The organism is Acidipropionibacterium timonense, from assembly GCF_900605005.1.
Classification (GTDB): domain Bacteria; phylum Actinomycetota; class Actinomycetes; order Propionibacteriales; family Propionibacteriaceae; genus Cutibacterium; species Cutibacterium timonense.
In genome coordinates, this window is the sequence record NZ_LR027558.1 from 650,394 (window position 1) to 663,077 (window position 12,684).

At 71.5% G+C, this 12,684-nt stretch carries 10 protein-coding genes; 4 read left to right on the forward strand and 6 right to left on the reverse strand.

The features are described 5' to 3' along the window. Nucleotides 1-255 precede the first annotated feature (255 nt). The 3 genes from gcvP to gcvT form a co-directional block, all read right to left on the reverse strand. Nucleotides 256-3,201 (reverse strand): aminomethyl-transferring glycine dehydrogenase, encoded by a 2,946-nt coding sequence (gene gcvP, locus E0E30_RS03155; RefSeq protein WP_130865059.1) that lies wholly within the window; start codon nucleotides 3,199-3,201, stop codon nucleotides 256-258. Between the two features lie 114 nt (nucleotides 3,202-3,315). Continuing rightward, complete coding sequence (gene gcvH, locus E0E30_RS03160) at nucleotides 3,316-3,687, reverse strand: glycine cleavage system protein GcvH (RefSeq protein ID WP_130865060.1); 372 nt, start codon at nucleotides 3,685-3,687, stop codon at nucleotides 3,316-3,318. A 29-nt stretch (nucleotides 3,688-3,716) separates the two neighbouring features. Next, nucleotides 3,717-4,838 carry a glycine cleavage system aminomethyltransferase GcvT gene (gene gcvT, locus E0E30_RS03165; RefSeq protein WP_130865061.1) on the reverse strand — a complete coding sequence of 374 codons (1,122 nt, stop codon included), beginning with the start codon at nucleotides 4,836-4,838 and terminating at the stop codon, nucleotides 3,717-3,719. Nucleotides 4,839-5,087: 249 nt separating this feature from the next. Between gcvT and E0E30_RS03170 the strand changes: the two genes are divergently transcribed. Then, entirely contained in the window at nucleotides 5,088-5,519 is a 432-nt protein-coding gene (locus E0E30_RS03170) for a DUF3040 domain-containing protein (protein WP_130865062.1), read from the forward strand. Nucleotides 5,520-5,628: 109 nt separating this feature from the next. On the opposite strand, the gene E0E30_RS03175 is transcribed toward E0E30_RS03170, so the two are convergent. From E0E30_RS03175 to E0E30_RS03185, 3 genes are read right to left on the reverse strand one after another with little or no spacing between them, the layout of a single operon-like run. Continuing rightward, nucleotides 5,629-8,034, reverse strand: coding sequence for a DUF3488 and transglutaminase-like domain-containing protein (locus E0E30_RS03175; protein ID WP_130865063.1), 2,406 nt, complete (start codon nucleotides 8,032-8,034; stop codon nucleotides 5,629-5,631). Then, nucleotides 7,953-9,215 carry a DUF58 domain-containing protein gene (locus E0E30_RS03180; protein WP_130865064.1) on the reverse strand — a complete coding sequence of 421 codons (1,263 nt, stop codon included), beginning with the start codon at nucleotides 9,213-9,215 and terminating at the stop codon, nucleotides 7,953-7,955. Before E0E30_RS03180 ends, E0E30_RS03175 begins: the two co-directional genes overlap by 82 nt. 4 nt (nucleotides 9,216-9,219) lie before the next feature. Then, nucleotides 9,220-10,203, reverse strand: coding sequence for an AAA family ATPase (locus E0E30_RS03185; RefSeq protein WP_130865065.1), 984 nt, complete (start codon nucleotides 10,201-10,203; stop codon nucleotides 9,220-9,222). 215 nt (nucleotides 10,204-10,418) lie between these two features. Here E0E30_RS03185 and mraZ point away from each other — a divergent pair, with 215 nt between their 5' ends. The 3 genes from mraZ to E0E30_RS03200 all read left to right on the forward strand — a co-directional run bounded on the left by mraZ (nucleotide 10,419) and on the right by E0E30_RS03200 (nucleotide 12,496). After that, nucleotides 10,419-10,847, forward strand: coding sequence for a division/cell wall cluster transcriptional repressor MraZ (gene mraZ, locus E0E30_RS03190; RefSeq protein WP_130865066.1), 429 nt, complete (start codon nucleotides 10,419-10,421; stop codon nucleotides 10,845-10,847). A gap of 171 nt (nucleotides 10,848-11,018) precedes the next feature. Then, nucleotides 11,019-12,029, forward strand: a complete 1,011-nt coding sequence (gene rsmH, locus E0E30_RS03195) for a 16S rRNA (cytosine(1402)-N(4))-methyltransferase RsmH (RefSeq protein WP_130865067.1) — start codon at nucleotides 11,019-11,021, stop codon at nucleotides 12,027-12,029. A gap of 83 nt (nucleotides 12,030-12,112) precedes the next feature. Beyond that, the gene (locus tag E0E30_RS03200) at nucleotides 12,113-12,496 is read left to right on the forward strand and encodes a cell division protein FtsL (RefSeq protein ID WP_342588121.1); all 384 of its coding nucleotides are present in this window, start codon (nucleotides 12,113-12,115) and stop codon (nucleotides 12,494-12,496) included. The last annotated feature ends 188 nt before the right edge of the window (nucleotides 12,497-12,684 follow it).

The following is a 12,684-nucleotide window of genomic DNA, read 5'->3' on the forward strand; positions in this document are numbered from 1 at the left end:
CCACGCCCGCCCGTCGAAGAGACGTGGCTCCAGAACCTGCACGATGCTCCGGAAATACCGGGAGCAGCGTGCAGATTCTGGAGCTGAGTGGACGCCCGGCCACGCCAGACTCACTTTTCCGGCGCACAGTGGCGCCGGGGTGCGGTCTGGCGGCCGGAGCTGCGGGTCGGGGTGGAGTCCGGGGGCGGGGACGGCGGAGAGGGGTGGGGCCGGCGGGCGGGGCCACCGCCCGCGCCAGCCCTCGGCCCCCGCCGATCAGTGCTCCTCGAAGGCCTCCGGGGGCGGGCACGAGCAGACGAGGTGCCGGTCGCCATAGGCGTTGTCGATGCGTCCGACCGGCGGCCAGTACTTGGCCTGGATCCGGGTCACCGGGTTCATGTGCAGGCCCGACTCGGCATCGCGGTCCTTGGAGGCCCACATGCCGGGGTAGGCGGCCAGACGGCGCGAGTACGGATGGTTCCAGGCGCCGTCGAGCAGCCGGTAGGCCGGGTGCGGGGCGTTGACGAGGGGATTGTCATCGGCGGGCCAGACGCCGGTGGCGACCTGGTGGGCCTCCTCGACGATCATGAGCATGGCGTCGCAGAAGCGGTCGACCTCGGCGAGGTCCTCCGACTCCGTCGGCTCGACCATGAGGGTGCCGGCCACCGGGAAGCTCATCGTCGGGGCGTGGAAGCCGTAGTCGATGAGCCGCTTGGCGACGTCGTCCACCGTGATGCCGGTGTCATGGGTGAGCGGGCGCAGGTCGAGGATGCACTCGTGCGCGACGAGCCCGTTGGCCCCGGTGTAGAGGATCGGGACGGCGTCGCGCAGCCGACGAGCCACGTAGTTGGCGTTGAGGACGGCCTGACCGGTCGCCTCGCGCAGCCCGTCGAGCCCCATGAGCCGGATGTACGCCCAGGAGATCGGCAGGACGGAGGCCGAACCGTAGGGGGCCGCCGACACGGGGTGTCCGCCGTGCTCGATCGTCCCACCGTCGGCCGTGGGGTGCGTCGTCCGCGACATCTGACCGTGCCCGGGCATGAACGGTGCCAGATGCGCCTTGGCCGCCAGGGGCCCGACGCCGGGGCCGCCGCCACCGTGCGGGATGGCGAAGGTCTTGTGGAGGTTGAGGTGCGAGACGTCGCCCCCGATCTCGCCGGGCCGGGCGACGCCGACGAGGGCGTTGAGGTTGGCCCCGTCGATGTACACCTGACCTCCGGCCTCGTGGACCATCCGGCAGATCTGGCGCACCCCGGGCTCGTAGGCGCCGTGGGTCGACGGGTAGGTGATCATGATGGCCGCCAGCTCGTCGTGGTGCTCGGAGATCTTGGCCGCCAGGTCGTCGAGGTCGACGCTGCCGTCATCGGCCGAGGCGACGACGACCACCCGCATCCCGGCCAGGGCGGCCGAGGCGGCGTTCGTCCCGTGGGCCGACGCCGGCACGAGGCAGACGGTGCGCTGCTCGTCGCCGCGCGACCTGTGGTAGCCGCGGATGGCCTGGAGACCGGCGTACTCGCCCTGGGATCCGGCATTGGGCTGCAGGCTCACCGTGTCGTAGCCGGTGAGCTGGGCCAGCCAGGTCTCGAGCTGGTCGATGAGTTCGAGGGTGCCTGCGGCGTCCTCGGCCGGCACGAAGGGGTGCAGTCCGGCGAACTGCGGCCAGGTGATGGCCTCCATCTCGATGGCGGCGTTGAGCTTGAGGGTGCACGAACCCAGCGGGATCATGCCGCGGTCGAGGGCGAAGTCGCGGTCGGCCAGACGCTTGAGGTAGCGCATCATCGCGGTCTCCGAGCCGAAGCTCGTGAAGACCGGATGGGTGAGGTAGGACGAGGTGCGGACGAGCTCGGTCGGCCAGACCCAGGCGTCCTGCCCGCCGTCCGATCCACCCAGCACCGACGAGAGCGTGTCGAGGTCGGACGGCGTCACCGTCTCGTCGAGGACGATCTGCAGGGTGTCGGCGTCGACGAGGTCGAGGGTGATGTCGGCGGAGCGGGCGGCGTCCCACAGGTCCCGGGCGCGCCCGGGAACCGAGACGCGGACGGTGTCGAAGAAGGGAGCGTCGGTGACGTCGAGCCCGCCGGCGCGCAGCCGGGAGGCCAACTCGACGGCCCGCTCATGGACCTGGGTGGCGATCCGGCGGATGCCCTCGGGGCCGTGCCAGACGGCGTACATGGCGGCCATGACGGCCAGCAGCACCTGGGCGGTGCAGATGTTCGAGGTCGCCTTGTCGCGGCGGATGTGCTGCTCGCGGGTCTGCAGGGCCAGGCGGTAGCCGGGATTGCCGTCGGCGTCCCGGGACATGCCGACGAGACGGCCGGGGATCTGGCGTTCGAGGCCGTGGTGGACGGCCATGTAGCCCGCGTGCGGACCACCGAATCCCATGGGGACGCCGAACCGCTGGGTGTTGCCGACGGCGACGTCGGCACCGAGCTCGGCCGGCGGCGTCACCAGGGCGAGCGAGAGGATGTCGCACTGGGCCACGGCGACGCCCTTGATCTCCTTGACGGCGGAGAAGACCTCGGCGGGGTTCCACAGGGCTCCGGTGGCGTCGGGGTAGGGGGCCAGGACGCCGAAGCAGCCGGCCTCGACCTCGGCACGCCAGGCGGCCTCGTCCCGCAGATCGACGTCGACGACGTCGATGCCCAGGGCGTCGGCCCGGCCAGCGATGACCTCGCGGACCTGGGGGAAGACGGCGGTGTGGACGAGGAACCGGGTCGACTTCGAGCGGGAGGCCCGCCGGGCCAGGAGCATCGCCTCGGCAGCGGCGGTCGCTTCGTCGAGCAGGGAGGAGTTGGCGACGTCGAGACCGGTGAGGTCCTCGATCATCTGCTGGAAGGTGATGAGGGCCTCGAGGCGGCCCTGGGAGATCTCGGGCTGGTACGGGGTGTAGGCGGTGTACCAGGAGGGGTTCTCCAGGACGTTGCGTCGGATGACGGCCGGCGTGATGGTGCCGTGGTAGCCGCGCCCGATGAGGGCGTGGGTGAGGCGGTTGTGGGACGCCATGGAGCGCAGTTCGGCGGCGACCTCCTGCTCGTCGGCCGCCGGCGGGAGGGCCGGGGCCTCGACAGGCACGAGGATCGTCGCGGGGGCGGCCCTGGTGACGAGGTCGTCGAGGCTCTCGGCGCCGACGGCGGCGAGCATCGCTGCCCGGTCGTCCCCGATGGCGCCGACGTGACGCGAGGCGAAGGTGCTGCCCTGACGGGAACTGCGGGTCGATGTCATGGGTCCTGGTCTCCCTGGTGGTGAGTGGTGTTGCACGTGGTGACATGGGGGCCGTCGCGGCCCGGAGCGGGAGCGTGGCCCGGCCACTGCCAGGGCGACCGGGCCAGCGGGTGGTCAGTCCTCGGTGAGCTTGAGGTAGGCCTCGCGGTCCATGAGGTCGGCGGGGACCTCGGAGACCTGGGCCTTGAACAGCCAGCCCCGGCCGAAGGGATCGGAGTTGACGAGCTCGGGGGACTCGACGACCTCCTGGTTCACCTCGGTGACCGTGCCGGAGATGGGGCTGAAGAGGTCGGACACCGACTTCGTCGACTCGACCTCGCCGACGGTCGCCCCGGCGGCGACGTCGGTGCCCTCCTCGGGAATGTCGACGTAGACGACGTCACCCAGCGCATTGGCGGCGTAGTCGGTGATGCCGATGGTGGCGATCTCGCCGTCGACGGCGACCCACTCGTGCTCGGCGGAGTAGCGAAGCTCGGTCAGTTCCATGGGTGTGCTCCTCGGGTTGGTTGGGGCGATCAGTGACGGGAGTAGAAGGGCAACGGGACGACGGTCATCGGCAGGGACCTGCCGCGCACGTCCACCTGCAGCACGGTACCGGGCTCGGCGCGGTCGGGCTCGACGTAGGCCATGGCGATGGGGTGCTCGAGGGTGGGCGAGAGGACCCCGGAGGTGACGACGCCGATCGACGCCTCGCCGTCCTTGACCTCGTAGCCCGCGCGTGCGGCGCGGCGTCCCTGACCGGCCAGGCCCACGAGGACCCGGTCGTCGGAGGCATCACGGTTCTCCAGAGCGGAGCGTCCGACGAAGTCGTCCTCCTTGGCGAAGTTGACGACGCGCCCCAGCCCGGCCTGGGAGGGGAAGGTGGACGTCGTCAGTTCGTGCCCGTAGAGCGGCATGCCCGCCTCCAGTCGCAGGGTGTCGCGGCAGGCGAGGCCACAGGGGACGAGGTCCTCGCCGCCGGCGGTGACGAGGCTGTCCCACAGCTCCTCGGCGTTGGCGGCCGGCACGTAGAGCTCGAACCCGTCCTCGCCGGTGTACCCGGTCCGGGCCACCATGATGTCGACCCCCTGCCAGGTGCCGGTGAGCACCCGGTAGTACTTGAGGTCACGGACCTCGTCGAGATCCAGATCGGTGTCGGCCGCACCGAGCGCGTCGAGGACGATGCGCGCTGCCATCGGGCCCTGGACCGCCACCAGGGCGGTGTCGACGGACTCGTCGGTCACCGAGACGTCGAAGGAAGCGGTGCGCGCGGCCACCTCGGTCAGGTCGACCTCGACGTTGGCGGCGTTCGCCACGATGACGTACTCGTTGTCGCTGACGTGGTAGACGACGAGGTCGTCGACGACCCCGCCGGCCGAGGTGAGCAGCAGGGAGTACTTGGCCCGTCCGACGCCGACAGCCGACAGCTTGCCGGCCAGGGCGTGGTCGAGGGCGGCGGCGGCCCGGGACCCGGCGACGCGGATCTCACCCATGTGCGAGAGATCGAAGATGCCGGCGCTGGTGCGGACCGCGTGGTGTTCGACGAGGTCCGAGGTGTACCGGACCGGCATCCGCCAGCCGGCGAAGTCGGTGAAGGTCGCCGACAGGCGCTCGTGCACCGCCGCCAGGGGTGTGGATCGCAGGTTCTCCTCGGTCATGGGCTCTCCCTCTTCGGTGACGCCGGGCCCCGATCGAGTCGGTGACCGGGCCGGCACGGGCAGGTCTCGGGGCGGTCCGCCGTGGGCCGTTCCCACGGGCAGTATGGCACGGACCGGACACCGGGAGACGGCTCCCCCCGGCCGGCGTCACCGCTCGTGACGTACTGGTTTCGTCACGCGGCAGGGCGGCCTAGACTTGGGGTACGACCACGAGTGTGGGCAGGTGTGACCGCAGCGAGGAGGCCCGACGTGCCACTGTCAGCAGAGGAGCAGCGACGGCTCGCCGAACTCGAGCAGTCACTGGCCCAGGACGACCCCGCCTTCGCACGCACCTTCCAGCGTCACGCGCCGGGATCGTCCCGGTCGCGCGAGGCTCGATCGGGACGCGGTCGGACCGTGGCCTGTGCGGCCGGGCTCGTCCTCGGCGTCGGACTGCTCATCGCCGGGGTCGAGTGGACCCCCGTCGTCGGGGTGCTCGGATTCGTCGTCATGCTGGTGAGCGTCGTCCTGTGGGTGGGGCCCGGTTCGCGCACCCGGCCCTCAGGTCACCGTGGGAACGCCGGGTCGCCGGGTCCACGGGCCCGCGCGCCGAAGGCGCGCAAGGGCGGCAGGTCGTCGGGTCAGTCGTTCACCGAGCGCATGGAGGACCGGTGGCGCCGTCGCTCCCGTGGGGAGTTGTGACGCCTCAGCCCTGAGGGGCGATGTCCGCCGGCGCGGGCGCACATCAAGCGGGTCGCTGGCGCCACGACGACAAGGTGATTCAGTGTCGTCGCACCAGCGACAGGTCCATTCAGTGTCGTCGCAGGAGCGACAGGGGCAACCACACCGCCATCCAGTGCGGACGTCTCGTCCGACCGGCGCGCACGGCCTCGCGCACGGTGCCGACGTCACCGCGGACGTCACCGAGATCACCGACGGTGCGGGCGAACCGGGCCCGCTCGTCGAGCACGGCCAACCGTTCCAAGGGCTCGACGGCGTCGGCCCCCAGCGACTCCCTCACCGCGGCCAGTTGCTGGCGGGGTGTCCCCGTCGGCCACGGCAGCCCGTGGTCGATCCACTCGTCCCTGACCTCCCGCCAGGCCCCGGTCGCCAGGGCCGCGGGGTCACCGGCGCCGAGTCGACGCCGTCGCAGCAGCATGCGCACTGCCATCGGCGCGGCCAGGACGACGACGCCCAGCAGCACCCAGCCGAGCACCGTGAGGACCCGGCCCCAGTCGATGCCGCTGGTGCCCGCGTCGACTCCCACCGCCGTCGGGCTCACCGAGGGCACCTGCGAGGCCTCGGGGCTGGCAGAGATGCTCGGGGTCGTCGAGGCGCTCGACGAGGGTTCGGTCGAGGAGCTCGGCTCGGCCGAGGGGGTCGGGGTCTGGGCGACCCCGGAGTCGGGGTTCTCGACGGTCCACGCGGGGGCCTGGGCGACCCCGGCCGTCGGCTCGAACCTCACCCAGCCGTAGTTCTGGAAGTACAGCTCGGGCCAGGCGTGCATGTTCGAGGCCTTGACGTCCCAGCTCTGTCCGGACTTCGTGCCGGGCAGGAAGCCCACCGAGACCCGCGACGGGATGCCCTCGATGCGGGCCATGAGGGCCATCGCCGAGGCGAAGTGGATGCAGTATCCGGAATGGGTCTTCGTGAGGAAGTTCGTGAGAACGTCATAGCCCGACCCGGGAGGGGCCGTCGTCGAGTAGGTGAACCGACGCGGGTCGCGCAGCCACTCCTGGATGGCCACCGCCTTGGCCACCGGGGAGGTCTTCGACTGGGTGATGTCGCGGGTGAGCGTGATGATGGCGTTCGGCACCCCGGTCGGCGTCTCGTACATGGACTGGTCGTCCAGATGGCCGATGCCCGAGGTCTCGAAGGTCGCCAGATCGGGGTCGGGGCTCGTCGCGGAGACGTCGTACGAGAGCCCACGGGTGGCCTCGGTGCGGTTGGTCCCGGTGGCGACGACGGCCAGGGTCGTCGGGTCCCAGGCCCAGTCGCGGGTGCCGACACTCGACGACGTCGGGGCGTACGGCGCCGGCAGGTACTCCGAGGAGAAGTTCCCCACGCGCACGTGCACGGAGCGCTCGGTACTCGGCCCGGTGAGCCCGGGAACCGAGGTGGGAGCCGTCGTCGAGAGGTTGACCGGGGCCAGGTGCCAGCCGGCGGAGTCGACCTTCGTCAGGGAGGCCAGGCGCAGGTACTCCCCGTCGGAGGAGGAGGTGGTGTACGAGAGCACGGTCGAGGTCGACTGGTTGTTGAGGTTGCGCTGCAGATCGATCGTCGGATCGGTCATCTGGATGGGGCCGTTGCCCCGGGGGCGTGGTGAGGTGATGTCGAGCGACCCGAACGTCGGCAGGGCCGAGCCGGCGAGCAGGGCCAGGGCCAGGGCCGGGACGCCGACCGCGGCGCCCACCCCGAGGACGGCGCCGGGCGCCCCGCTGAGTCGTGAGCGGTGGGCCGAGTCCGAGCCGAGGTTGCGGGTCCATCGGGTCGAGTCGAGCAGCTGGTCGGCGAGCAGGACGAGGAGGAAGGCCGCTCCGACGGCGACGAAGCCCCACCAGGGGGCCTGTCTCGTGTCGGCCAGAGCCGGCACGAGGTACATCGCCAGCAGCGGGGCGATGGCCCAACCGGCGGACTCCAGGGTGACGACGAGGACGTCGGCCAGGATCGCCACGACCCCGATGACCAGGACGATGAGCCAGCGCACCGAGGGGTCGGCCGGCATCGGCGCAGCCTGGGTCTGGATGACGGTGATCCCGTCGACGGCCACCCGGCCCAGACCGCGCCACCACGACCCTCCCAGGTGCTGGGAGTGGGCGGCCGACAACCCCAGTCCGACGCCCACGGCAGCCAGGGCCAGCAGCTGCCACAGGTGGACCAGGGCCGGATGGACCCGGAACCGACGCGACAGTGCCGAGAGCACCTGGACGATGAGGACGACGATCGCTGCCACCGGCCAGTACCCGCGGTCGGAGGTCAGCGGAGCCAGGCAGAGCGAGCCGATGATGACGGCCACCGCGACGACGAGGGACATCGTCGCGGTGGCCGTCATCATCGGCTCGCTCTGCCTGGCTCCGCTGANGACCGGAACGGACTCACCGGCGCGGGACGGCGACGGCAGACGCAGACGTTGGCTCACAGCGTCACCTCCTGTCGGCCGAGGGCCGCCCACACCTCGGGCATCGACATCCCGGCGGTGACGACGACGGTGCGCCATCCATGGGTCTGGAGGGCGTCGATGGCGGCCAGGTGCTCGTCGGCCTCCTCGACGGTGCCGCGGAACCGCCGGGCCGTGAAGGTGTCGGGGTCCAGGACGACGGCCATGCCGACCGGGCGACCGGCACGCAGCCCGTCCAGGGCCGAGGCGTCGGCCAGGGTGAGCCGACCGAGGACCGCCACGACCGTCTGTCCCGATCGTGCGGACCGGCAGGCGGCGATGCCCGTCGCCAGGTCCTCGGCCCCCGACAGGCTCGCGTCGGTGAGCGCGACGATCGACGTCTCCCGGGCGGTGGTGACGGGCGCCGAGGTCGGTTCGACGAGCACCCCCTCGGCGTCGCACACGGCGACCCGGTAACCGTTGGAGATCATGTGGTCGGCGATGGAGGCCGTCGCCGAGACGGCCCACTCGAAGGACCCCTCGGCCCCCTGCCCGGCATGGCGCGAGGCCCGCGAGTCGAGGAGCAGGGCCAGGGACGGGTCCCAGGCCTGTTCCTCACGGCGCACCATGAGGTCTCCCTTGCGTGCCGTCGACCTCCAGTGGACGCGGCGCAGGTCGTCGCCCTGGCGGTACTCGCGGATGAGGACGTCGTCCTGGCCCTGCATGCCGACCCGGTGCGGGGTCGACTCCCCGGACCGTCCGACCCCCGCCGCCGCTCCGACGGTCGTCAGCGGATGGATGCGGGGGGTCACCATGACGTGGTTGGACGAGGTGAAGGCGTGGTCGGCCACGGCCGTGCCGAAGGGATCGCAGGCGCGCACCCGCAGGGGCCCGACCGTGAAGTGTCCTCGGGCGCGTCCCTCCAACCGGTACCCGACGCGGCGGTGCCATGAGCCGGACAGGGTGTGGATGGCGAAACGGGGACGCTCGCCGAGCGCCCGGGGGACCGCCTCCTCGAAGCGCAGGATGCCCACCGGCAGCCCACCGTCCCGGTCGAGGGTGGTCGTCACCTCGAGGTGGGAACCCAGGGCGCACCGAGCCGGTTCGATGTGGCGATGGCAACTCATCCGCAGCCGGGTGAGTCCGACGAGGGCCATCCCGAGCACCGGCACGAGGACAAGGAGGAGTCCCACCCAGGCCAGGTCGGTCTGCCCGACGGCCAGGGAGACGACGGTGAGGACGAGACCGCCGGCGAGGAACACCCACCCGCGGGCCGAGGGTCTGACCGGGAACCGTCCCACGGCGTCAGTCCTGCTGCGGCACGGGGGTCGCGGCGACGATCGAGGAGACGATCTCGTCGGCCCCACGGCCGTCGAGCTGGGCGCGGGTCGAGGGCAGCAGGCGGTGGGCCAGGACCGGCACGGCGAGCGCCTGGATGTCATCGGGGATGACGTAGTCGCGTCCGCTCATGGCGGCCCGGGCGCGGGCAGTGCGCACGAGGTGGAGGGCGGCGCGGGGGGAGGCTCCGAGGCGCACGTCCTCGTGGTCACGGGTGGCGCTGACGATGTCGAGCAGGTAGTCGCGCACGACCGGGGCGACGTAGACCTCCCGCACGACCTCGACGAGCCGACGCACCTCCTGGGCCGTCGTCACCGGGGCCAGGTCGTCGAGGGGGTTGTGGGCACCGTGGTGGTCGAGCATGTCGAGCTCGGCCGAACGGGCCGGGTAACCCATGGTGATGCGTGCCATGAACCGGTCGCGCTGGGCCTCGGGAAGGGGATAGGTGCCCTCCATCTCGATGGGGTTCTGGGTCGCCACGACCATGAACGGTGCCTCGAGGACGTGGGTGACGCCGTCCGCCGACACCTGGTGCTCGGCCATGGCCTCGAGCAGCGCCGACTGGGTCTTGGGCGAGGCACGGTTGATCTCGTCGACGACGACGATGTTGGCGAAGATGCCGCCGGGCTTGAACTCGAACTCGCGGGTCTGCTGATTGAACACCGAGACCCCGGTGATGTCGGAGGGCAGCAGGTCGGGGGTGAACTGCATGCGGTGCACCGAGCAGTCGATGGAGCGCCCCAGCGCCCGCGCGAGCATCGTCTTGCCGACCCCGGGGACGTCCTCGAGCAGCAGGTGACCCTCGGCCAGCAGGACGACGAGGGCGGTGTCGATGCGATCCGGCTTGCCCTCGATGACCCCGCACACCGCCGAACGGATGCGGTCGGTCACCGCGACGAGATCCTGCACTGAGTCGGCCACGGTCGTTCTCCTCCTACCGGTGGGGTCCATCGCGCAGATCCTACCCAGCCTTCGGGCCGTGGGCTCGCGGTCACCGCGCCGGCGGCGCTCCCGGACCCGACGGCCCCCTCATCGCGCAGCGGGTCGACGGGTCTGCCGACACATCCCTCGACCTCGTGTCGAAGGTGGGGTCAGGTGGAGCGCAGTGGAGTATGGTGGAGCCAAGTGGAGCAGATCGGTGCGATCGTGGAGCGAGGAGGTGCCCGGTGTTCCTGGGTACTCACACCCCCAAGCTCGACGAGAAGGGCCGATTCTTCCTCCCGGCGAAGTTCCGTGAGGAGCTGGACGGTGGGTTGGTCATGACGAGGGGCCAGGACAGGTGCCTCGCGATCTACCCGACGGCCACCTTCGTGGAGATGACCCGAGAGATCGCCAAGGGTTCGGTGAGCGTCAAGAAGGTCCGCGACTACCAGCGCATGCTGGCGGCCGGTGCCAGTGACAGCGTTCCCGACAAGCAGGGACGCGTCATGATCCCGCCCATGCTCCGGCGCTACGCCGGGCTGGACAAGGACATCGTCGTCGTCGGCGCGATCACCCGGGTCGAGCTCTGGGACGCCGCCGAGTGGGAGAGGTACTCCGCCGAGCAGGAGTCGGTCTTCGCGCAGATGAATGAAGAGGTCTTCGCACAGGACTGAGTTCGGGTCGCGGGCCGCGGCTCCGGGCTGACGACGTCGTCCTGGCACAACTTCCCCTGTGCCAGGGCTGCGATCGCCGGACCGGAACCCCGGTCCACGACCCACCGGACGGATCGGGAACCCGATCGGTGTCCACGGATCGGGGGCAGCACTCACCGGGAGGGGGTCGGCATGGAGCAGCACGAGGGCGTCATCGCCAACCCTGCAGCCGGCGACGCCCTCCATGTCCCCGTCATGCGCGACCGGATCGTCGAGCTCCTCTCCACTTCCCTCCACCGTCGTCCCGACGACCCTCATGAGCCCCACCGCGTCCACGTCGACGGAACCCTGGGCATGGGCGGTCACGCCGAGGCCGTCCTCGATGCCTGCCCCCGGGTCCACCTCGTCGGCATCGACCGGGACCCCGAGGCCCTCGCCCTGGCGAAGGCACGCCTGAGTCGGTTCGCCGACCGGATCGACCTCGTCCATGCCGTCCACGACGACCTGCCCCGGGTGCTCGACGACCTGGGCATCGACCGGGTCGACTCGATCCTCCTCGACCTCGGCCTGTCCTCCCTCCAGATCGACCACGCCGAGCGGGGCTTCGCGTACTCCGTCGACGCCCCCCTCGACATGCGGATGGACCAGACCGAGGGTCCGACCGCGGCCGACCTCGTCAACGGGGCCGAGCCCGCCGAGCTGGTCCGCATCCTGCGCCAGTGGGGCGAGGAGAGGTTCGCCGACCGGATCGTCCGGGCCATCGTCCGACGCCGGCAGACTGCCCCCCTGCGCACCTCGGGCGAGCTCGTCGAGGTCATCTCCTCGGCCGTGCCGGCCGCCGCCCGGCATCGTGGCGGCCATCCGGCCAAGCGGACCTTCCAGGGGCTGCGGATCGCCGTCAACCACGAGATGGACACCCTGCCGCGGGTGCTCCCCGAGGCCCTCGACCGGCTCGCCGTCGGCGGGAGGATGGCCGTCCTGGCCTACCACTCCCTCGAGGACCGCCCGGTCAAGGAGGCCTTCCGCGCGGCCTGCTCCGACAGCGCCCCTCCCGGCCTGCCCGTCGTCCCCGAGTCCATGTCCGCGCGTTTCGTCGCCGTCACCCACGGCGCCGAGCGTCCCGGCCCCGACGAACTGTCCACCAACCCCCGTTCCGCATCCGCGCGTCTGCGCGTCATCGAGAGAGTCAAGGAGCCAGCATGAGTGCCGAGATCGCCAGCGCACCCCTGTGGCAGTCCGCCCGCCCGACGCGCATCCTTCGTGCGCTGCCCCGTCAGGCCTTCCGCATGGGACGGCTGCCGTTCATCGCCTCGATGATCGCGCTGCTCGCCCTGGGCCTCGTCGGTGCCCTCCTGCTCAACACCCAGATCCAGGCCCAGTCGGTGCAGCTGTCCCACGAGCGTGCCCGGATCGCCACCCTCTCGCACCAGGAGGCCGCGCTGTCGGCCCAGGTCGACGTCCTGCGCTCCCCGACCCACCTTCAGCAGGCGGCCAAGGACCTCGGCATGGTGCCCAACCCGTATCCCGGCTTCGTCGACCTGCGGACCGGCAAGGTCGTCGGCACCGCCAAGGCCGTCACCGGCAAGGAGGTTCCCGGGCTCACCGGCTCCGGGACGACGCCGAACCTGCAGGCCGGCACGACGACCAACGGCCGGACCACGGGCCGGTGAACCCTCGTCCGGGGACCGCCGGAGGTCCCAGACGGAACCCGGGCAGCTCGCGACTGGGCGGCCCGGGTGGGTCCCGTGCCTCCCACTCGGGTGAGGACCGGCGGGGCAGGGGTCGGTCCGGCCAGGACGGCCATGGCGATGAGCATGAGGCACAGCAGGACGGCGAGGCGACCACGCTGGTCGGCGGC